This is a genomic window from Pantoea sp. CFCC18179, assembly GCF_059412405.1.
In genome coordinates this window covers 57,587-78,296 of sequence record NZ_JBNBPM010000012.1, presented here as the reverse complement: position 1 = coordinate 78,296, position 20,710 = coordinate 57,587, and the positions used below count along the sequence as shown (strand labels likewise).

Below are 20,710 nucleotides of genomic sequence, written 5' to 3'. Positions count from 1 at the left end.
TTAGGCCTTACGCTGTGGCGCTTTGTGCACCAGCGTGTAAGCGTAATCGACGCCCATGCCGTAAGCACCGCTGTGTTCACGCACCAAATCCATCACCGCATCGTAGGTCTCTTTGCGTGCCCAATCGCGTTGATATTCGAGCAGCACTTGCTGCCAGGTGACCGGAATCGCACCGGCCTGCACCATGCGCTGCACTGAACGTTCATGCGCATCCACGCTGGTGCCGCCCGACGTATCGGTGACCACATACACTTCGTAGCCCTCTTTCATCGCCATTAACGCCGGGAAGGTCAGGCACACTTCGGTCCACAACGCGGAGATAATCAGCTTTTTACGGCCGGTTTTCTCCACCGCTTCAACGAATTTCGCATCTTCCCACGAGTTCATTGAGGTGCGCTCAATCGGCATCACATCCGGATGCACCGCCAACAATTCCGGCCAGATGTAGCCGCTGAAGCTTTCAGTTTCCACCGAGGTATAAATCACCGGCACGTCGAAAATTTTGCCCGCTTTCGCCAGGGCGACGGTGTTATTTTTGAGCTGCTGGCGATCAATATTCGCCACACCAAAAGACATCTGCGGCTGGTGGTCGATGAAGATCAGAGTAGAGTTCTGTGGGTCAAGCAGGTCGAATTTAGACATCATCTATTCCTCTAAAGTGGTTTTAAATTTGTGTGTTGTGCTGCTGGAATGAACTTTAGAGAAAGTGGATGTTAAGAGATAACGCAAAGAATTTTACAACTTGTTCAAAGCATTGATAGAAGATTGATTTACAACGATTAAAAAGCATATTGATGGCAATATTCACCTTAAAATGCCTAAGAAATGGCGTTGATCCCGCTGCACCTACCGGCGTAACCTGTCGCCACAAAATCTAAAAAACCACCTGCAAAAATGATCGTACGTCCTCATCAACACTGGTTTATCCGGTTGTTTGACTGGCATGGATCGGTGCTCAGTAACATCGTGTTCCGCCTGTCGCTCAACCTGCTCATGTCACTGATCGCCGTCTTCGGCTTTCCCTGGTATTCCACTTTCGGCATTCATCTCACCACCGCGCCGTTCAGTTTGATTGGGGTGTCGATCGCCATCTTCCTCGGCTTTCGCAACAACGCCAGCTATGCGCGATTCATCGAAGCACGGACGTTGTGGGGCAGCTTGCACATCACCCAGCGCTCGCTACTGCGGCAGATCAAAAGCATTCGCGGCGTGAGTGAAGAACAACAGCGAGAATTTAGCGGATTGCTGCTGGCGTTCTGCTGGAGCCTGAAACATCGCTTGCGTAAGACGGATGAACAAGCCGATTTGCAGCGCTTGTTGCCCGCCAACTGGCATCATGCGGTGCTTGATAAGCCGATGCCGACGTCGCAGATTTTATTGTGCTTGAACGCATGGCTGGCGCAGCGCCGCGATAGTGGATTGATGTCGGATATGGTCTGGCACAGCGTGGATGAAAATCTCAATCAGCTGTCGGGGATTTTGGGCGGTTGCGATCGCATTGCCAGCACGCCAATTCCGTTTGCCTATAGCCTGATTCTGCATCGCACGGTTTATCTGTTCTGTACCTTGTTGCCGTTTGCGCTGGTGGCAGATTTGCACCTAATGACGCCGCTGGTTTCGATGTTTATCTCCTACACCTTTTTGTCGCTGGAGTCGTTGGCTGAGGAGCTGGAACATCCGTTTGGCAGCGCGCCGAATAATCTGCCGCTGGATGCATTGTGCGTGAATATTGAACGTGAGTTGAAAGCGATGAATGGCGATCTGTCGTTGCCGGAACCGTTACAGCCGGATGCGCATTTTAATTTAACGTAATTCGATATGGTCACCATAAATGGCGACCTTACGACGATTTTGTAGGGTCGCCATTTATGGTGACCTCGAACTCAACTCAAATGATCCAACCAACGCGCGTAAGCCTGATCCCACAACGCGGACGGCGTCCCCGCTTTACCCAAACCAAACCCGTGCCCGCCACTGCTAAGTTCAATCAGTTCAACCGGCACGCGCATACGGCGGCAGGCATCGCGCATCATTTCGGTGTTGTGCGGATTGGAGGTGTGATCGTCTTCCGCCTGTGCGAGGAAGGTCGGCGGATATTCGTGGGTCACGTAGTTTTGCACCGACCAGTTAGCTTCCTGCGTCGGCGTAGCGTGATCGCCCACCATCATCAAATGGGTTTTGGTATTTTGATACGGCGCTTCCAGGGTGATTACCGGATAGATCAGGCCAACGCTATCGGCTTTCGGCACGATCTGATCGAGTGGATCTTGTGCCGGATACGAATCGAACGTGGGCCGCGCTGCCGCCATGCCGAGCAGATGTCCACCGGCGGAGAAGCCCAGCAGATGCACTTTGCGCTCCATCGAACGCACCAGACGAATCGCGCGCTGCGCATCCTGCAACGGCGCCAGATTGCCCGCCTGCCACTTCTCGCCCGGCAAGCGATAACTCAACACATATACGGTGTAGCCGCTGCCGTTCAACCAACGCGCCACCGGCCAGGCTTCGCGGCCCATACCGATAAAGCGATAACCGCCGCCCGCCGCCACAATCACCGCTTCACCGTTGGGATTTTCCGGACGAAAACGCTGGATCGCTGGCGAGACAATATTGGTCCACGAGCCGTGAGTATCGACTTTCAGCAAACCCGAAGGGCCGCCGCCGCCCGGAGGATCATCCGGCCACAATGGGATAATGTCATCACGCGCAAACAGTTTGCCCGTGGTCATTGCGAGGACGGTTGCTCCGCCAGCCAGTAAAAAGTGACGCCGTGTAATCATCTTGCCCAGTAGCCAATATTGAAAAGGTGTCAGCTTTTACAGCTGAATCTCATTATGTGACGCATGTCTGATTTCAATTCGGCGATTATGTATGCAAAACGTACAAAAGATCCATAAAAAAACGCGCCAAAAAAAGCGCGTATTCTTTCGATAAATAGAACTAATCCTGCTGTTGGAATTGTGTCATCACGGTTTGTTCGCATTGCGACTGATCGTGACGCAGTTTGCCGCGTTCATCCTCACCCAATTCCAGCCATGCGCTAATCACTTCCTGCGCGATTTCTTCATTAAATTCAGGCTTCTCGACCGCTGACGAAGACTGGCTGGCCGCGAGTTGCGACTTCATCTTCTCGGTGTAACCATCCAAATCGCTGGTCTTCTTTTCCGTGCTCACCAAATGACACAATTGGCTGGCGTAGACATTCTCTTCCTGATTATTATCGCCATCAGCGGCAAGCGCAGCGGCTGACAAAGACAGCCCAACGAGGGCGAGTAATAACGCTTTCATAATAGGCTCCAATAAATTCCAATAAGTCAGTTTTTATTGCGCGCGGCCTGACGCGCAGCGCGCCAATTTAACAACGGCGTCACCGTCACGCCATGCAACACAATGCTGCACACCACCAACGTCAACGCCATATCCACCATCTGTTCCGCTTGCGGGCCACGCATGCCGTGCACCCACGCATAGGCAATATAATTGATACTGCCGATGCCGCGAATACCCAACCAACCAATCAATAAGCGCCGCATTAACGGAATATCGCAGCGCCAGGTAGTGATCCACACCGCCAGCGGGCGCACCACCACAAACAATAATAGCGCCAGGCCAATGCCGGTAAGGTTCCAGTGCTGCGCCAGCGTGATGCCCAGCACCACCATCATGCCTGCCGCCAGCAAGCGCTCGATAGTATCACCAAACGACAGCGCATCGCCGATCACCAAGCCCACCGATTTCACCATGCCGCTGCTGCCCTGCGCCAGACGCTGGCCGGTATTCACGCGCGCTTCTGCGGGTAAGTAACGTTCCTCTTCGGAGGTCTCATCTTGCGGATAGTGCTTCACCACGCGCAACTCAGCGCGGCGTAAACCGACGCCCGCTGCAAAGGTGGCGAGGAAGCCGGAAGCATCCACCGATTGTGCCGCTGCGTAGCTCAGCGCAATCAATGATAGCGCGAACAGATCGTTGGGGGCCACGTCATGATGCGCGGTGCGTAAATGCGTTGCGAGCTGACCAATCAGCCAACCTAAGGCGTAACCGATGCCCAATCCGCCGCCAATCGCCCACACCGCATCTTTCGCCAGCCACTCACCCAACGCCGCACCGCTTAACGCGCCAGGCTGCAACAGCAGTAAAGCCAGCATCAACAGTGGCAACGCCGAACCGTCATTCATGCCCGCTTCGCTGGAGAGCGCCACACGCAGTGCATCATCATCGCGCGCGTCATTGACTGAAATCAGGCTGGCGAGCACCGGATCGGTCGGCGCGACAATTGCGCCAAACGCCAGCGACAGCGCCCAATCAAAGCCGGTAATCCAGTGCACCAGCAGTGTCATGCCGCCCACGGTGAGCAACATGGCGGGAAACGCCAACCGCACGCCAATCCGCCACGCATGCGCTTTGAGCGGCAAACGCAGTTTCAGCCCAGTGATAAACAATGAGGCAGCCATGGCGATTTCGGTGAGGTGGGCGGCAAGATTGGCGTGGCCGATAATATCGACCTGCAACAAGTTGAACATCCACGGGCCGCACAAGATGCCCGCGAACAGGTAGAGACCAAATGAGGTCACAGGCCCACGGTGAATCCAACCGGAAGCCAGTGACATGAGGAGTAGTAGACCGCCGGTCGCAGCGGTCCAGGCCAGGAAATTCATAACGCTCCGTTTTTAAAAAACAATCTCCCTTAAGCCTGGCACACGAAAAGCGATCAGTTTTGCAGATGGCGACTGGCAAGGCGAATCATCAGTGCCAGCGCAGCGGCCAACGTCGAGAGCGCCACCACGCCGGTCCAGCCCCAATGCGCCAGCGCCAAACTGCCGAGCGCCGCGCCGGTCGCCATGCCGATAAACACCACGGTAAACATCAAGGCATTCAAACGGCTACGCGCTTCCGGCGCCAGGCTGTAAACCAAGGTTTGATGCGCCACCAGCGTCGCCTGCACACCCAGATCAAAACCAATGGTGCTGAGGATAATCAAACCGATCTGCGCGGGAACTGGCAACAACGGCAGCAGGAACATCAGCGCAAACGACACCATCACCAGCGTTGCGCCGTATTGCGTGACGCGCGCCGGGCCGATGCGGTCGGCGATGCTACCGGCTAACGGCGCGGCTAGCGCACCGGCTGCGCCCGCCAGACCGAAGGCACCGGCGATTGCGCTATCAAGATGAAAACGTTGGCTCAACATTAATGCCAGCGTTGACCAAAACGCACTGAAGCCCACCGACAATAAACCTTGCGCCAATGCCGCACGACGCAGTGTTTGATGGTGCTGCCATAAATGCGCCAGCGACAGCAGCAAACGCGGGTAGCTCACCGAGGTGCCCGGCGTAAAGCGCGGCAACACACGCCATAGCGCCAGACTAATCAGCAATACCGCCACCGCCGCCACCATATACATGGTGCGCCAGCCAAAATACTCCGCCACCACGCCGCTCACCACGCGCGACAGCAGAATGCCCACCAGCAAGCCGGTCATCACCGTGCCGACGGTTTTACCGCGACTGCGCTCCGGCGCTAATGCCGCTGAAGCAGGCACGATATCCTGCGCCACGGTGGCGGTTAAGCCGGTGACAAAGCTGGCGATCAGCAGCGCATTCAAGCCGCCGGAAAAACCACACAACAGCAGTGCAGCAACCAGCAGCAAGCCTTTAATCAGGATAATGGTGCGACGATCGTGCCGGTCGCCGAGCGGAGCCAGCAACAAAATGCCGAGCGCGTAACCGGCCTGCGTCAGCATCGGCACCATGCCCACGCTGCCGACACCGACGTTAAATTGTTTGCTGATGATATCCAGCATCGGCTGACTGTAGTAAATCGATGCAACACTCAGTCCTGCACCGGCCGCGAGCGTAAACACCAGCGGCGCGGGCAGTTTTTCCGCCGCGACGGCTGAAGACGAAATGGCTGACATAATGGTTTTCCCCCGTGAAAGTGCGCTTATTAAAGCGCGTCTCCACCATACGCGGTAGACTGCTCAAACACAGAACTGTTATGCGTGGTGCGTATGAATACTCCTTCCAGCCTTGACCGCATCGAACTGATGCAGACCTTTATCCGCATCGTGGAAAGTGGATCGCTTTCTGCCGCCGCATCGCAGCTTGGCACGACGCAACCCACCATTAGCCGCCGCCTGCAAGCGCTGGAGCAGCGGCTCGGCCTGAAATTGATTATGCGCACCACGCATGCGCTCAAACTCACTGACGACGGCGAACGCTGTTATGCGCAGGCGCGGCAATTGGTGGCGACCTGGCATGCGCTGGAAGATGAGTTAACCGGTGCCAGCGACGATCCGATTGGCACCTTGCGCGTGCGTGCGCCGCATGCGTTTGGTCAAGACCAGTTGATTGAACCGCTGATTGATTACCTGCATCGCTATCCACGTTTAACCGTAGAGTGGATGTTGAATGACCGCACGCCGGATTTCATCAGCGAGAACGTCGATTGTGCGATTCAGGTCGGCGCGCCGAGCGATCCGTCGATTGTGGCGGTGCTGCTGGCCGAAGTGCCGCGCTTTGTGGTGGCGGCGCCCTCGCTGCTGGCAAAGCATGCGCCGGTTGAGGACGTTGCGCAGTTGACCGATTTGCCGTGGCTGGCGCTGACCAGTTTTTATCGTAATGAAATTGCCCTCAAGCGCATCAGCGATGGCCAGCCGTTGAATCTGGCGATTGCGCCACGTCTCGCCAGCGACAGTTTGTACGCAATACGCAAAGCCGCCCTCGCCGGGATGGGCGCCGCGGTGGTGTCATCGTGGGTGGTGCAGGAGGATTTGGCGAACGGCGATTTGATTCAGTTGGTGCCAGAGTGGCAAGCCCCGCCGCTGCCGGTATGGCTGACTTATCCGTGGGCCAGTTATTATCCGGCGCGTTTACGCCAGTTTTTCGCCATGATCCGCGAAGTGATGCCACAATTGGCGGGAACGCAGCCGGCGAGTCGTTAAAGAAATGAAGCGGTCACCCTAAATGGCGACCCTACGGGAATGGTGTTGTAGGGTCGCCATTTAGGGTGACCTGGATTCATCACATATTTGCCGCTTTCTTATCATTCTTAGACATATTATCCAGCCAGCCCATCACAAAGGCCGACAGCACAAACGTCAGGTGGATAATCACGTACCACATCAATTTATCGTTTTCGATGTTGCGCGCATCCATGAAGATGCGCAGCAGATGAATTGACGAAATCGCCACAATCGAGGCCGCGACTTTATTCTTCAGCGAGCCGGAATCCATCTTGCCCAGCCAGCTCAGCTTCTCGCGGTGCTCATCAATATCCAGCTTAGAGACAAAGTTCTCATAACCGGAAAACATCACCATCACCAATAAGCCGCCAACCAGCGACATGTCCACCAGCGACAGCAGCAGCAGAATCAGATCGTTCTCCGCGATGGTGAAAATATTCGGCAACAGGTGAAAAATTTCCTGAAAGAATTTGATGGTCAGCGCCAACAGTCCCAGCGAAAGTCCGAAGTAAACCGGGGCCAACAACCAGCGCGATGAATACATCAGGTTTTCGATAAAACGTTCCATAAGTTCCCATTAATCAACAGACAAGTGGCCGAGTATAACTGAACTTATGTGAAGTTATTTCAGGCCATCTTCAGAAATTTCTGGCGCGGCTGGCAGCGGCAAAGACAAACGAAACACCGCGCCACCTTCCGGCCGATTCTCTGCCCAAATGCGTCCACGATGCGATTCGATAATGGTTTTGCCGATCGCCAAACCCAAGCCAACGCCCGGCACCGCCGACTCCTTATCGCCGCGCGCAAACTTGTCGAAAATGCGTGTCAGATTTTCAGGTGCGATGCCCGGTCCGCTGTCCCACACGGCAATTTCCAGCCGATCCTGTGCGCGCCAGGCACGAATGCCGTGCTGCGCGGCGTTACCGGCATATTTCAGGCTGTTTTCAATCAGATTGGTAAACACCCGTTCCAGCATCGCGCTGTCGCCTTTGATCAGCACCATGTCGGGTAAATCGAGCGTAAAATCATGGCCTTTCAGCGATGGCCCCATGCTGCTTAACGCGCCGCCGATCACTTCATCCAGCGCCACCCATTCGTCGCGCAGATTCAGCCCGCCAGACTGAATGCGCGCCATATCCAGCATGTTGCTCACCAGCCGAATGGTGCTCAACGTTTGTTCGCGGATTTGATTGGCCTGATCGACATATTTCGATTGTTCGCTGGCGAGATCGAGCATCAGCATTTCCGCCTGACCAAACAGCACCGTCAGCGGCGTACGCAGGTCGTGTGATAGCGCCGACAGCAGCGCATTGCGCAGTTGCTCGCGTTCCGCCGCCAGCCGTGACGCCGCTTCGCTGTGCGACAGCGCCATGCGTTCCAGCGCGTTGGCGATCAGTACGGTGAAGGTTTCCAGTAAGCGCTGGTGCTCAGGAATCATCAGTTGGCGCAGATTCTCCGGCTCCACCACCAGCAAGCCGCGACAGTGATTGCCACTTTTCAGCGGCAAAATCTGGTACGGCACGGCGGGAAGTGTATCGGTGCCCGCGCCCGCCGGTTGGCCTTTGCTGTAACTCCATTTGGCGATGGCCAGATCCGGCGGCGTACCAATCGAGGTATCGCCAAGGGTTTGTAGTTCACCGTGTTCGTCTGGCAACAGCAGCAAGCTGCGCGCCTGAAGTGTGACGTCAATAATGCGCTGGCTGGTGGCGGCGATATCCTGCGGCGTTAAGTCGCTGCCGAGCGCTTTCGCCATCTCATACAAATGGCGCGCGCGCTGTTCACGATAACGCGCCACCTTGGCTTGATAACGCACGCCTGCGGTTAGGTTCCCGACAATCACGCCGACCGCCAGCATCACCGCAAAGGTCACCAGATACTGTAAATCCGATACCGCCACGGTGCCGGTTGGCGCAACGAAATAGAGATCGAAGGCGAGGATGTTGATCACCGTGGCGAACACCGACGGCCAGCGACCATAACGCAGCGCCACCAGCACCACCGCCAGCAGATAAATCATCACGCTGTTGGCGGGATCAAATTCGATCAGCAGCGATTGCCCAACGCAGGTGACCACAATGCACAGCAGCAGCGCCATCACGCAGCCACGCAGTTGCAGCCGCCATTTTTCCGCGCTGGCGCGTTGGCCGCTGAGCGCATGCGGTGCATCGCGTACCGGTTCATCCAGCGCCACCACGATTAAATCGAGATCCGGGCCAAGTTCGCCGAGACGCTGAGCAAAGCTGTCGCGCCGCCAGCGCCGCTGCGGCTGGCGTCCGGTGACGATTTTGCCGAGATTGTGCTCGCGCGCGTAACGCAGCACCGCGCGCGCTTCATCGGGATCGGACAGCGTAGCGGTTTCCGCGCCCAACTCCTGCGCCAGTTGCAGCGTGCGTAAAATCGCGCGACGCCGCGCTTCCGGCAGACGATTGAGGCGCGGCGTCTCCACATACACCGCATGCCACTCGCTGCCGAGGCGAGCCGCCAGTCGCGCGGCAGTGCGCACCAGCTTTTCGCTGCCAGTGTCATCGCCAATGCACAACAGAATGGCATCACGCGTGTGCCACACTTTGTCGCGACCTTGCTGATCGCGCCAGGCACGCATCTGGTCATCGACGCGGTCAGCGGTGCGGCGTAAAGCCAGTTCACGCAGCGCGAACAGATTGCCTTTGCGGAAGAAGTTTTCGATGGCGCGCTCGGCGCGGTCGCCCACGTAGACTTTGCCCTCTTTCAGCCGCTGACGCAGATCGTCCGGCGGCAAATCCACCAGCACCACTTCATCGGCGCTGTCGAAGAACGGATCGGGCACGGTTTCGCGCACCTGAATGCCGGTCACGCCGCCGACCACATCATTCAGGCTTTCCAGATGCTGCACGTTGACCGTGGTGATGACATCAATACCCGCTTCCAGCAGCTCCTCAATGTCCTGCCAGCGTTTCGGATGGCGCGAACCTTGCACGTTGGTGTGCGCCAGTTCGTCCATCAGAATCACCGCCGGATGGCGCGCCAGTGCGGCGTCGAGATCAAATTCGGCATGGCGTGAACGCCCGGTGGCGCGGCGTGGCAACAGCGCCAAACCGTTGAGCAGCGCGGCGGTTTCCTGGCGATCGTGGGTTTCAACCACGCCAGCTAATACGTCGAGACCTTGCGCGCGCAGCCGCTGCGCCTCTTGCAGCATGGCGAAGGTTTTCCCCACGCCCGCGCAGGCACCGAAGTAGATTTTTAATTTGCCGCGATGGCTGTCGCGCTGATTGAGCAGCAGCGCGTCAGGATCGGGGCGGGAGATTTCGTCGTTCATCAATCATCCATTGAGAAGGTCACCATGAATGGCGACCCTACGGGTTTACTGCAAATCATCTAATGCCAGATTCAAACGCAGCACGTTAACCGTCTCTTCACCGATAAACGGCAGCAACGGGCGCTCGGTTTGGCGGGCAATCAGCGCTTGCACCTCCTGCAACGACATATGGCGCGCGGCGGCGATGCGCGGAGCTTGCCACATCGCGGCTTCTGGCGAAATATCGGGATCTAGTCCACTCGCCGACGCGGTGACCAACTCCACTGGCACCGCAGCAGGTGCCTGAGGATTTGCCTGGCGCAGCGCGGCAACCCGGTCCGCCACCGCTTTATCCAGCGCCGGATTACTGCCCGCCAGGTTGCTACCGCTGGAGGCCAGCGCGTTGTAGGGCGTATCACCGGTAGCGGAAGGTCGCCCCCAAAAATGCCCCGCCTGATTGAATACTTGCCCAATCTGCTCCGAACCGCGCACCGCGCCATCCTGCTCAATCAACGAACCGTTGGCCTGCGATGGAAACCACCATTGCGCCAAACCGGTGGTGAGCAGCGGATACAGCGCGCCGGTAAGCAGCGTAAGCACCATTAACAATATAATAGCCGGACGTAACTGACTCATTTTTCTCTCCTTACGCCAGACCCAGCAGCGTTAACAGCAGGTCGATGGCTTTAATACCGATAAACGGCACCACTAATCCGCCCGCACCGTAAATCCACAGATTGCGGCGCAGCAGCGCAGCGGCACTCAGCGGACGGTAACTTACGCCTTTCAGCGCCAGCGGAATCAGGAACACAATCACCAGCGCATTGAAAATCACCGCCGACAGAATCGCCGAGTTTGGCGAATGCAGCGCCATCACGTTCAGCATGTTGAGCTGCGGATAGGTGGCGGCGAACGCGGCGGGAATGATGGCGAAATACTTCGCTACGTCGTTGGCGATACTAAACGTGGTGAGCGAACCGCGCGTCATCAGCATCTGTTTGCCGATGTGCACCACTTCCAGCAATTTGGTCGGGTTGGAGTCGAGATCGACCATGTTGCCGGCCTCTTTCGCCGCCTGGGTACCGGAGTTCATCGCCACCGCCACATCGGCCTGCGCCAATGCGGGGGCATCGTTGGTGCCGTCGCCGGTCATCGCCACTAAACGCCCTTCGGCTTGATATTGGCGAATCAATGCCAGTTTGGCTTCCGGCGTGGCCTCCGAAAGAAAATCATCGACGCCCGCTTCCGCCGCAATCGCCGCTGCGGTTAACGGGTTATCGCCGGTGATCATCACGGTTTTGATGCCCATTTTGCGCAGTTCGGCAAAGCGTTCTTTGATACCGCCTTTCACGATATCTTTCAGCGCCACTACGCCGAGCACCTGCGCACCTTCTGATACCACCAACGGCGTGCCACCGGCGCGCGCCACCTCTTCTACGGCGCTATTCACTTCTGCCGGGAAGCGACCGTGATTGGCTTCGATATGGCGACGCACCGCATCCACTGCGCCTTTGCGGATCAGGCGATCCTGCACGTTGACGCCGCTCATGCGCGTTTGCGCTGAAAACGGAATAAAGCTGGCGCCCATGCTGCTTAAATCGCGTTCGCGCAGGTTAAATTTCTGCTTCGCCAGCACCACAATGCTGCGTCCTTCAGGCGTTTCATCGGCCAATGAAGCCAACTGCGCCGCATCGGCCAGTTGCTGTTCAGTAATGCCCGGCGCGGGCAGAAACTGCGTTGCCTGCCGATTACCCAGCGTGATGGTGCCAGTTTTATCCAGCATCAACACATCGACATCACCCGCCGCTTCGACCGCACGGCCGCTGGTAGCAATCACATTCGCTCCCAGCATGCGGCTCATGCCCGCCACGCCAATCGCGGATAACAAGCCGCCGATGGTGGTGGGAATCAGGCACACCAGCAAGGCAACCAGCACCGTGATGCTGACTGGCGTGCCGCCATACGCCGAGAACGGCCACAAGGTGGCGGTTGCCAGCAGGAACACAATGGTCAGCGACACCAGCAAAATGGTCAGCGCGATTTCGTTCGGCGTTTTGCGACGTTTCGCCCCTTCCACCATCGCGATCATGCGATCGAGGAAGGTTTCACCCGGATTGACGCTGCACTGAATCACCAGCCAATCCGAAAGAATGCGTGTGCCGCCGGTAACTGAGGAGAAATCGCCGCCCGATTCACGAATCACCGGCGCGGATTCGCCGGTAATCGCGCTCTCATCCACCGACGCGCCACCTTCCAGCACTTCGCCATCGCACGGAATAATGTCACCGGCTTCCACCAGCACCACATCGCCTTTGCGCAGCGTATCGGCGGCAACGTTATGCCAGCTGGCGCCATAGCGTGCTTCCGCCAGTTTTTTCGCATCGCTGGTTTTACTGATGCCTTTCAGGCTGTTGGCCTGCGCCTTGCTGCGTCCTTCTGCCAGTGCTTCGGCGAAATTGGCGAACAGCACCGTGAACCACAGCCAGATAGCGACGCCCGCAGTAAAACCGGCGCTGCCGTTTAACGTGCCGATAGCCATGCCGATCGCAAGGATCGACGTCAGCACGCTGCCGATCCACACCAGGAACATCACCGGGTTGCGAAACTGCACGCGCGGATCGAGTTTTTTCAGCGCATCCAGCATGGCAACGCGGGTTAGCGCCGCATCAAACAGCGCCAATTGTTGACGACTCATGATTCCGTTATCCCTGAATAAGTTGCAGATGTTCCGCCACCGGGCCAAGGGCCAGCGCGGGGATGAACGTTAATGCACCGACCAACACCACGGTGCCAATCAGCAGTCCAATAAACAGCGGACCGTGCGTGGGCAGCGTGCCGTTGCCGACTGGCTGGATTTTCTTCGCTGCCAGCGAACCGGCAATCGCCAGCACCGGAATGATGATGCCGAAGCGACCAACCAACATGCAGAAGCCGAGCAACAGGTTCCAGAACGGTGTGTTGGCGCTCAAACCAGCAAAGGCGCTGCCGTTGTTATTCGCCGCTGACGACACGGCGTACAGCACTTCGCTAAAGCCGTGAATGCCGGGATTGGCCATGCCCGCGCGTCCGGCGTCGGTCATCATCGCCAGCGCCGTACCCAGCAGCACCAGCGTTGGCGTCACCAGAATCGCCAGCGCGGTCATCTTCATCTCCCACACGTCGATCTTTTTGCCCATGTATTCCGGCGTGCGACCGATCATCAAGCCAGCGATAAACACGCCGAGCAGCACAAACAGCAGCATGCCGTACAAACCCGCACCGACGCCGCCGAACACCACTTCGCCCAACTGCATCAACCACATCGGCACCATGCCGCCAAGTGCGGTGAACGAGTCATGCATGGCGTTAACCGCACCGCACGACGCCGCCGTGGTGATGACGGCAAACAAGCTGGAATTGAGGATGCCGAAGCGTGTCTCTTTACCTTCCATGTTGCTGGCGCTGTCAGCACCGAGCGCGAGGAAATGGGGATTGCCGCGCACTTCCGCCCACATCACAGTGATCACCGCCAGCACGAACATGATGGTCATCGCCCACAGCAGCATATGGCCTTGACGGCGATCGCCCAGATGCTGACCAAAGGTGAAACACAGCGCGGCCGGAATCAGGAAGATGCTGAGCATCTGCACGAAGTTGGTCAGCGCCGTTGGGTTCTCAAACGGATGCGCCGAGTTGACGTTAAAGAAACCGCCGCCGTTGGTACCGAGCATTTTGATCGCTTCCTGCGAAGCCACCGGACCGAGCGGCAGCGTTTGCTGTGCGCCTTCCAGCGTGGTCAACGCGTGATACGGCTCGAAGGTTTGAATGCTGCCCTGACTGACAAAGAACAGCGCCATCAGCAGGCTGATCGGCAGCAGCACATAAACGGTGATGCGCGTCAGATCGCGCCATGCGTTGCCGAGCGTATCCAGTGAACGGTTAGCAAAGCCGCGAATCAGCGCAAACGCCACCGCAATGCCGGTCGCCGCCGACAGGAAGTTTTGTACCGTGAGCCCAGCCATCTGACTGAAATAGCTCAGCGTGCTTTCACCGGCGTAAGCTTGCCAGTTGGTGTTGGTGACGAAGCTGATGGCGGTATTCAGCGCCAGATCCCAGCTCAGATTGGGCAGATGTTGCGGATTAAGCGGCAGCGAGGCTTGCGTCATCAACATCAGCAGCAACAGCGCAAAACCCAGCGCGTTGAACAGCAGAATCGCCAGCAGATACTGCGGCCAGCGCATGGCGCTACCGTCCGCACCTGCCAGACGCCACAGCGCGCGTTCTGTGCGCGGCAGCAGCGGCTTGTCCGCCACCAACACGCCAAGAAAACGGCCCAGCGGATGTGCCAGCAACATCAACACCAGCAGGAATCCGGCGATCAGCAAAAATGCATTCGCAGCCATCAGAACGCCTCCGCATTTAGCAGGGCATAAATCAGGTAGCCCAGAAGAATAAATACCAGCACGATGCCGGCTATCACGCCCACGCTCACAGCAACCTCCAATCGATTGGTTAGTGCTGCAAGCATGCGCGGCGCGGCATAAAGAAGAGGTAAAAAGGCGGGAATCTGGCGTAAATAAAGTATAAAAATGGCGCGAAATTAAGCGGTTTCCAGCGCCCAGATGCGGTTGAGATCGATGTTCTGCCACAATCCGCTGTCTTCCGCGCCGGTAATGCTGTCGGTGCAGAAGCTATCGCCAAGATCGAGTTCTTCCGGTTTTACTTCACGCTGAGCGTGCAGCGACCAGAACACATGTACTTTTGGCTTGAGCAGCGATTTTTCACCGGCTTTCACCACCAGCGCCACGCGTCCGGACGCCAGACGCACCAGCGATCCCACCGGATAAATGCCGATGGTGCGCACAAAGGCGTGCAGCAGCGTGTTATCGAAATGTCCACGCCAGCTCAACATGTTGTGCATCGCTTCGGCGGGCGTCCAACCTTTGCGATACGGGCGATTCGAGGTCACCGCATCGTAGACGTCGCACACCGCCGCCATGCGCGAATAGAGTGAGATTTCCTCACCTTGCAGGCCATGCGGATAACCTTTGCCGTCATATTTTTCATGGTGATGCAGTGCGATATCCAGTAAATCTTCACCGGCATCGGCTTCCATCAGCATCTGCGCACCGACAATCGGATGCTGGCGCATCACGGTGAATTCTTCATCGGTCAGCTTGCCGGGTTTATTAAGAATCTCCAGCGGCACCGCCGCTTTGCCAACATCGTGCAGCAAGCCGCCCATGCCAACGCGGCGCAACTGATGCTCATCCAGCCCCATTTTTTTACCGAGCGAGATCATCAAGCCGCACACCGCCATCGAATGCAGATAGGTGTAATCGTCGTGATTTTTCAGCCGCGCCACGCTGAGCAGTGCCGTGGGTTCGCGGGTGATCGAACCGGCGATCTGATCCACCAGATCAAGGGTGTAATCGAGATCGAGACCTTGCCCCATGCGCGCTTCATTGAACATCGCCAGCACTTGCGGCTTGCCCTGATTGAAGATGCTTTGCGCCTGATCCATCTCCTGGAAGAAGGCGGTTTTGGGAATATCTTTTTTCGGTGCGGGCGCCACCGGAGCCTGCACCGACTTATCCAGATCGATCCACAGCTGCATGATCCCTTCATTGCGGATCATCGCGATCTGACGTTTATCAGTGATCAGCATTTGGTTGCGAATGCGCTTATCTTTGACCCACCAAACTTCAAGTTTGTGGATAAACATTCCCTGCCGCAGTTCGTCAACGTTAATCAGCTTTATCACGATATCGCTCCTTAATATCAGTGGGTGGTAAGGAGGTATCGGCAGCTGAGCAAAAAATCTTCAGGAGGGATTTGTGCGATCGGTGAGGTTTGTGAGGTGGGTGCGCACTGCAATGTAATTGCATGCAACTGAACAGATTGTTTGGAGTACGGCTCTGGGATCAACTACAATGTTAAAAAATGCACTGTATCACGGTGCATTTATGCAATAGGTTGCTGCCCTGTTTACGGCAAAGTAGAGCAACCCATGAAGGGATCGATTGAGAATTTTAGGGATGATTGGCTGGAATCGTTTTTTGTCTATGCAACACCGCACAAATATATTCCAGCCGCGATTGAATCTGCCTTAGCGCGCAAGCTCGATATCATCCACGCGGCGGCATCTCATCACGATTTGCGTTCACCTCCGGGCAATCGCTTTGAGGTATTGAAGCCGCCGCTGCTGGGATATTTCTCCATTCGAATCAATGAGCAATATCGGCTCATTTTTCGATGGAATAATGGCAAAGCCACCGATCTCTATTTGGATCCTCACAGCTACCGTAAACACCGCTAGCGTCCACCAGCGAGTATAAGAGAAGCCACTATGAAACAAGCGATGCGTAAACCCACCAGCGTGGGTGATGTACTGCAATATGAGTTCCTTGAGCCGCTGAATCTCAAAGTGAATGATTTGGCGGAAATGCTGAATGTGCACCGCAACACCGTGAGTGCACTGGTGAATAATAACCGTAAATTAACCACTGAAATGGCCTATCGGCTGGCGACCGTTTTCGATACGTCTGTTGATTTGTGGCTCAATCTGCAACGTCATCTGGATCTGTGGGAAGTCGAAAACGATGCCAGAACGCAGGAAGAACTGAGTCGCGTTACGCCGTTAGTCATTTTCATGGCGCAACGCGCAGCAGCGGTGGCATAAAAGCCCGCCATCAGAACCGGTGTTGTAGGGTCGCCATTGATGGTGACCTGGATAATCACACCACTCTGGTCAACACCTCTTCGCCCTGCGAAAACGCCAGCAGATTCTCAAATACCAAATCGGCCATTGCCGCCACGGTCTCTACGGTGCTGCTGGCGAGATGTGGCGTGATCACCACATCATCACGACCGCGCAGCGCTTCGGGCACCGCCGGTTCCTGTTCGAACACATCCAAACCGGCACCGGCAATTTCGCCCGCCTGCAATGCGGCGATCAGCGCCTGTTCATCGACTACGCTGCCGCGCGCGATATTGATCAAAAAGCCTTGCGGCCCCAAGGCGCGCAGCACTTCCGCGTTGACCAGATGATGAGTTGCAGCCCCGCCCGGCAGCGTTAGCACCAGAAAATCGGCCTGCTGCGCCAGCGACAACAGCGAATTATGACGGGTGTAAGGTACATCTGGACGCGAACGCGGATTGTAAAAATGGATATCCATATCAAACGCCTGCGCGCGTTTCGCCAGCTCTTTGCCGATGCCGCCCAATCCAACAATGCCGCAGACTTTGCCACCGATTTTAGTGGTCAGCGGATAACGTCCTTGCGTCTGCCAGTTGCCGGCGCGCACATAGCGATCTGAGGCGCTAATACGACGCGCCACATCCAGCAACAGCGCCATGCCGGTATCCGCCACGCAAGCGTTGAGCACCCCCGGCGTGTTGGTTACCACAATGCCACGCGCCTGCGCCGCGGCGGTATCAATCGCGTCATAGCCAACGCCGTTGCTGCATATCACTTTCAGATTGGGCAATTGCGCGATGAGCTCGGCGCTGGCACCCATCAACGCGTTGCCGCTGGTGACCAGCGCATCAATGCTGGCGCCATGTTGCGCCAACCACGCCGCCTGATCCTCCTGCTGCCACAGGCGAAACGTGGTGAAATGCGCGTCGAGATTGTCCTGTAAGCGCGCCGGTAACAGCGGCCCTTTCAGCAATACCTTATACGGCGTTGATGCCATCTTTTTTCCCCTGTTTATGATATGACGTCGCGGCGGCATCTTGCTCTTCGCCGACGCGTTCAATCGGCCCCATCACCAGCAAGAACAACAGCGCTGCCACCACGCAGTGTGCGCCAACAAACACCAATCCAATGCTGTAACTGCCGGTTAAGCCAACAATGATGCCGAACAGCAGCGGCGTGATGAAACCGGCCATATTGCCGATGCCGTTAAAGATCGATCCCGCCAGGCCAACCGCTTCTTTCGGCGCGGTATCGCTGACAATCGTCCAGGTTCCCGCGCCCGCCGCCACGCCTTTGCCAAAGAAGGCGAACGACATAATGGCGATAATGCCGACGTTGCTGGGGATCACCGCCGCCAGAATCAACGTGGCCGCCATCAGCATGCCAACGATGTACGGCGTTTTGCGCGCCCACGACAAACTCCAGCCGTTGGCCAGCAATTTATCCGAGATATAGCCGCCGCTGATGCCGCCGAGGAAGCCAAACACTGCCGGTGCGATAGTGGCAAAACCGGCATCAAGGATGTTCATGCCGCGCGCCTGCACCAGATAGATCGGGAACCAGGTAATGAAGAAGTAGCTGAGCGCGATGATGCAATACTGGCCGATGTAGGCGCACCATAACATGCGGTTGGTCAGCAGCTTTTTGAACATCGCTTTGCTGAGTGGCGGACGCGCTTTAAGCGTCTGTTCGGAATCGATATCCACCAGCGCACCGTTCTGCTCAATGAAACGCAACTCGCTTTCCGAGACCTGTGGATGCTGGCGCGGGCTGCGCATGTAGCCGAACCAGATAAACACCGCCAGCACGCCGATGCCGCCCAAGACAAAGAACGGCCATTCCCAACCGAAGCGTGATACCAGCCAGCCGGAAAGCGGTGAGAAAATGGCGACCGCAAAGTATTGCGCCGACGCAAATAACGACGACGCGCGGCCACGTTCAGCGCTGGGGAACCACATGATCACCGCACGCGCATTGGCGGGGAAACTTGGCGCTTCTATCAGTCCGAGGGCGAAACGCAGCGCAAACATCAAGGTCAGCGCCATGGTCATGCCGCTAGAGAATTCGCCGACAAACCCCATCAACAAGGTCGAAACCGACCACAGAGCCAGCGTTACGCCATACACTTTTTTGGTGCCGAAGCGGTCGAGGAACAGGCCGCCGGGGATCTGGCCGATCACGTATGCCCAGCTAAAGGCCGACAGGATCAAGCCAAGCTGGATCGCTGATAATCCAAATTCATCTTTGATCGCCGATCCGGAGATCGACAGGATCGAACGGTCGGCATATGCCACCACCGAAAGAAACAGGATCAGACACAAGATCCACACGCGGACGTGGCTATTTTGCGGGCGGTTATTCGCTGTTTGCATAAGCTGAGTTCCTCAAAAGGAGAGCGCGATGGGGCGGAATACCGCGTTATTTCCACTCTTCAGCAACTATAGAGAGCCGCATGCGCGCTGGTCATTGTGCGATTGGAGGAATCGGCGGGGGAAAATCGCGTCAGATTTGGCATCTGCCACAAAGCGAGGTGCGGCGCTGCACAAAACCCTAAATATTTGCGCTCGATTGCGCTGAAATGTGCGCCAGGCGGAAGAAAAATCTTCGCATCAAAACTATGAGCAGACGAAGAAACGCCGGGCTGCAAACAAACTGTGCGCCTCGCTGCAAAATCCATGCATGTTAATTGTCAGCAGTGTAGGTGACTCGTAGGCTGAAAATGATTTCATTGAGCCATTTTTATTATCAATGAAACATTCATTCTAATAATCAGCTTACTCTGGAGTCTGCGATGAAAACCCTCAAAGCGATTGTGCTGCTTGGCCTGCTTTCAACTTCCGCCTCAGCGCTGGCCGAAAAAATCGGCGTGTCGATGGCTTACTTTGATCAAAACTTTCTCACCATTATTCGCCAATCAATAGATAAAGAAGCCAAAGCGCGCGGGCTTGATGTGCAGTTTGAGGATGCTCGTGGTGACGTCGGCCGCCAGACCGATCAGGTACAAAGTTTTATCGGTGCCGGTGTGGACGCCATCATCGTTGATCCGGTGGATTCCGCCAGCACGCCGCAGCTGACCAAACTGGCGCAGCAGGCAAAGATCCCACTGGTGTACGTCAACCGCACGCCTGGCGATAAAACGCTACCGGCGGGTGTGGTGTTTGTCGGCTCCGACGAACGCGAATCCGGCACCTTGCAGATGGAAGCGCTCGCGAAAATGGCTAACTACAAAGGCAACGTGGCGATCATGATCGGCAATTTGACCGATGCGGGCGCGCTGCAACGCACCAAAGATGTTGAGCAAGTGGTGGCGAAATATCCCGGCATGAAAGTGGTGCAGAAACAGCCCGCCAATTATGCGCGTAACGAAGGCATGGATTTAATGAATAACTGGCTGGGTAACGGCGAAGCGATTGATATCGTCGCTGCGAATAATGATGAAATGGCGATTGGCGCAGCGATGGCGCTGGCGAAGAGTAATAAAAAGGTGCTGGTCGGCGGCATTGATGCCACGCCAGATGGCTTGAAAGCGATGTCGCAAGACAAAATCCAGGTCACGGTGTTCCAGGATGCCATCGGCCAGGGCAAAGCCTCGGTGGATGTGGCGCAGAAGCTGATTAAAGGCGAGAAAGTCGATTCCCATGTGTGGATTCCGTTTGAGTTGGTCACCAAAGAGAACATGCAGAAGTACGTGGAAAAGAGCCAGTAACCCACACCAAATCCGCCTTCGTAGGGTCGCCATTTATGGTGACCGAAATGCGAAGTTTGGTGCGGTTATCAAGACGGTCGCCATAAATGG

At 56.5% G+C, this 20,710-nt stretch carries 19 protein-coding genes; 5 read left to right on the top strand and 14 right to left on the bottom strand.

Annotated elements, in window-relative coordinates:
* Positions 1-642 carry a hydrolase gene (locus tag ACPUC7_RS19375; RefSeq protein WP_494924115.1) on the bottom strand — a complete coding sequence of 214 codons (642 nt, stop codon included), beginning with the start codon at positions 640-642 and terminating at the stop codon, positions 1-3.
* A 252-nt stretch (positions 643-894) separates the two neighbouring features.
* Between ACPUC7_RS19375 and ACPUC7_RS19370 the strand changes: the two genes are divergently transcribed.
* Complete coding sequence (locus ACPUC7_RS19370; protein WP_494924114.1) at positions 895-1,812, top strand: bestrophin family protein; 918 nt, start codon at positions 895-897, stop codon at positions 1,810-1,812.
* A gap of 71 nt (positions 1,813-1,883) precedes the next feature.
* Here the strand turns inward: ACPUC7_RS19370 and ACPUC7_RS19365 are convergent, their stop codons facing one another.
* The 4 genes from ACPUC7_RS19365 to ACPUC7_RS19350 form a co-directional block, all read right to left on the bottom strand.
* Complete coding sequence (locus tag ACPUC7_RS19365) at positions 1,884-2,780, bottom strand: alpha/beta hydrolase (RefSeq protein WP_494924113.1); 897 nt, start codon at positions 2,778-2,780, stop codon at positions 1,884-1,886.
* A 160-nt stretch (positions 2,781-2,940) separates the two neighbouring features.
* On the bottom strand, positions 2,941-3,288 hold the full coding sequence (locus ACPUC7_RS19360; protein ID WP_494924112.1) for a hypothetical protein: 348 nt from the start codon (positions 3,286-3,288) through the stop codon (positions 2,941-2,943).
* A gap of 26 nt (positions 3,289-3,314) precedes the next feature.
* Positions 3,315-4,655 (bottom strand): cation:proton antiporter, encoded by a 1,341-nt coding sequence (locus ACPUC7_RS19355; RefSeq protein ID WP_494924111.1) that lies wholly within the window; start codon positions 4,653-4,655, stop codon positions 3,315-3,317.
* A 53-nt stretch (positions 4,656-4,708) separates the two neighbouring features.
* On the bottom strand, positions 4,709-5,914 hold the full coding sequence (locus ACPUC7_RS19350) for an MFS transporter (protein WP_494924110.1): 1,206 nt from the start codon (positions 5,912-5,914) through the stop codon (positions 4,709-4,711).
* Positions 5,915-6,007: 93 nt separating this feature from the next.
* On the opposite strand from ACPUC7_RS19350, the gene ACPUC7_RS19345 reads away from it, so the two are divergent.
* Entirely contained in the window at positions 6,008-6,940 is a 933-nt protein-coding gene (locus ACPUC7_RS19345) for a LysR family transcriptional regulator (RefSeq protein ID WP_494924109.1), read from the top strand.
* 79 nt (positions 6,941-7,019) lie between these two features.
* On the opposite strand, the gene ACPUC7_RS19340 is transcribed toward ACPUC7_RS19345, so the two are convergent.
* From ACPUC7_RS19340 to ACPUC7_RS19310, 7 genes are all read right to left on the bottom strand, one after another.
* Positions 7,020-7,529, bottom strand: coding sequence for a TIGR00645 family protein (locus ACPUC7_RS19340; RefSeq protein WP_494924108.1), 510 nt, complete (start codon positions 7,527-7,529; stop codon positions 7,020-7,022).
* 54 nt (positions 7,530-7,583) lie between these two features.
* Entirely contained in the window at positions 7,584-10,256 is a 2,673-nt protein-coding gene (gene kdpD / locus ACPUC7_RS19335) for a two-component system sensor histidine kinase KdpD (protein WP_494924107.1), read from the bottom strand.
* A gap of 45 nt (positions 10,257-10,301) precedes the next feature.
* Positions 10,302-10,871 (bottom strand): potassium-transporting ATPase subunit KdpC, encoded by a 570-nt coding sequence (gene kdpC / locus ACPUC7_RS19330; protein ID WP_494924106.1) that lies wholly within the window; start codon positions 10,869-10,871, stop codon positions 10,302-10,304.
* A 10-nt stretch (positions 10,872-10,881) separates the two neighbouring features.
* Positions 10,882-12,930, bottom strand: a complete 2,049-nt coding sequence (kdpB, locus tag ACPUC7_RS19325) for a potassium-transporting ATPase subunit KdpB (protein ID WP_343551678.1) — start codon at positions 12,928-12,930, stop codon at positions 10,882-10,884.
* Positions 12,931-12,937: 7 nt separating this feature from the next.
* Positions 12,938-14,617, bottom strand: coding sequence for a potassium-transporting ATPase subunit KdpA (kdpA, locus tag ACPUC7_RS19320; RefSeq protein ID WP_494924105.1), 1,680 nt, complete (start codon positions 14,615-14,617; stop codon positions 12,938-12,940).
* Positions 14,617-14,706, bottom strand: coding sequence for a K(+)-transporting ATPase subunit F (kdpF, locus tag ACPUC7_RS19315; RefSeq protein ID WP_100701897.1), 90 nt, complete (start codon positions 14,704-14,706; stop codon positions 14,617-14,619). Before kdpF ends, kdpA begins: the two co-directional genes overlap by 1 nt.
* Positions 14,707-14,814: 108 nt before the next feature.
* Positions 14,815-15,978 (bottom strand): HD-GYP domain-containing protein, encoded by a 1,164-nt coding sequence (locus ACPUC7_RS19310; protein ID WP_494924104.1) that lies wholly within the window; start codon positions 15,976-15,978, stop codon positions 14,815-14,817.
* Positions 15,979-16,224: 246 nt separating this feature from the next.
* Between ACPUC7_RS19310 and ACPUC7_RS19305 the strand changes: the two genes are divergently transcribed.
* Positions 16,225-16,533, top strand: coding sequence for a type II toxin-antitoxin system RelE/ParE family toxin (locus ACPUC7_RS19305; RefSeq protein ID WP_494924103.1), 309 nt, complete (start codon positions 16,225-16,227; stop codon positions 16,531-16,533).
* Between the two features lie 30 nt (positions 16,534-16,563).
* The gene (locus tag ACPUC7_RS19300) at positions 16,564-16,896 is read left to right on the top strand and encodes a HigA family addiction module antitoxin (protein ID WP_343551681.1); all 333 of its coding nucleotides are present in this window, start codon (positions 16,564-16,566) and stop codon (positions 16,894-16,896) included.
* 55 nt (positions 16,897-16,951) lie between these two features.
* Here the strand turns inward: ACPUC7_RS19300 and ACPUC7_RS19295 are convergent, their stop codons facing one another.
* Both ACPUC7_RS19295 and ACPUC7_RS19290 read right to left on the bottom strand, forming a co-directional pair.
* Positions 16,952-17,911, bottom strand: coding sequence for a 2-hydroxyacid dehydrogenase (locus ACPUC7_RS19295; RefSeq protein ID WP_494924102.1), 960 nt, complete (start codon positions 17,909-17,911; stop codon positions 16,952-16,954).
* Positions 17,892-19,286, bottom strand: a complete 1,395-nt coding sequence (locus tag ACPUC7_RS19290; protein WP_494924101.1) for an MFS transporter — start codon at positions 19,284-19,286, stop codon at positions 17,892-17,894. Before ACPUC7_RS19290 ends, ACPUC7_RS19295 begins: the two co-directional genes overlap by 20 nt.
* A 419-nt stretch (positions 19,287-19,705) precedes the next feature.
* On the opposite strand from ACPUC7_RS19290, the gene ACPUC7_RS19285 reads away from it, so the two are divergent.
* Positions 19,706-20,620: a sugar ABC transporter substrate-binding protein gene (locus ACPUC7_RS19285; protein WP_494924100.1), complete on the top strand. Its 915-nt coding sequence runs from the start codon at positions 19,706-19,708 to the stop codon at positions 20,618-20,620.
* The last annotated feature ends 90 nt before the right edge of the window (positions 20,621-20,710 follow it).

Bases quoted from the DNA above. Each gene is read 5' to 3' on its own strand.
- ACPUC7_RS19365 (WP_494924113.1), bottom strand. From the start codon at position 2,780: ATGATTACACGGCGTCACTTTTTACTGGCTGGCGGAGCAACCGTCCTC.
- ACPUC7_RS19355 (WP_494924111.1), bottom strand. From the start codon at position 4,655: ATGAATTTCCTGGCCTGGACCGCTGCGACCGGCGGTCTACTACTCCTC.
- kdpD (WP_494924107.1), bottom strand. From the start codon at position 10,256: ATGAACGACGAAATCTCCCGCCCCGATCCTGACGCGCTGCTGCTCAAT.
- ACPUC7_RS19360 (WP_494924112.1), bottom strand. From the start codon at position 3,288: ATGAAAGCGTTATTACTCGCCCTCGTTGGGCTGTCTTTGTCAGCCGCT.
- ACPUC7_RS19345 (WP_494924109.1), top strand. From the start codon at position 6,008: ATGAATACTCCTTCCAGCCTTGACCGCATCGAACTGATGCAGACCTTT.
- ACPUC7_RS19340 (WP_494924108.1), bottom strand. From the start codon at position 7,529: ATGGAACGTTTTATCGAAAACCTGATGTATTCATCGCGCTGGTTGTTG.
- ACPUC7_RS19285 (WP_494924100.1), top strand. From the start codon at position 19,706: ATGAAAACCCTCAAAGCGATTGTGCTGCTTGGCCTGCTTTCAACTTCC.
- ACPUC7_RS19290 (WP_494924101.1), bottom strand. From the start codon at position 19,286: ATGCAAACAGCGAATAACCGCCCGCAAAATAGCCACGTCCGCGTGTGG.
- ACPUC7_RS19305 (WP_494924103.1), top strand. From the start codon at position 16,225: ATGAAGGGATCGATTGAGAATTTTAGGGATGATTGGCTGGAATCGTTT.
- ACPUC7_RS19370 (WP_494924114.1), top strand. From the start codon at position 895: ATGATCGTACGTCCTCATCAACACTGGTTTATCCGGTTGTTTGACTGG.
- kdpA (WP_494924105.1), bottom strand. From the start codon at position 14,617: ATGGCTGCGAATGCATTTTTGCTGATCGCCGGATTCCTGCTGGTGTTG.
- ACPUC7_RS19350 (WP_494924110.1), bottom strand. From the start codon at position 5,914: ATGTCAGCCATTTCGTCTTCAGCCGTCGCGGCGGAAAAACTGCCCGCG.
- ACPUC7_RS19295 (WP_494924102.1), bottom strand. From the start codon at position 17,911: ATGGCATCAACGCCGTATAAGGTATTGCTGAAAGGGCCGCTGTTACCG.
- ACPUC7_RS19300 (WP_343551681.1), top strand. From the start codon at position 16,564: ATGAAACAAGCGATGCGTAAACCCACCAGCGTGGGTGATGTACTGCAA.
- kdpB (WP_343551678.1), bottom strand. From the start codon at position 12,930: ATGAGTCGTCAACAATTGGCGCTGTTTGATGCGGCGCTAACCCGCGTT.
- kdpC (WP_494924106.1), bottom strand. From the start codon at position 10,871: ATGAGTCAGTTACGTCCGGCTATTATATTGTTAATGGTGCTTACGCTG.
- ACPUC7_RS19375 (WP_494924115.1), bottom strand. From the start codon at position 642: ATGTCTAAATTCGACCTGCTTGACCCACAGAACTCTACTCTGATCTTC.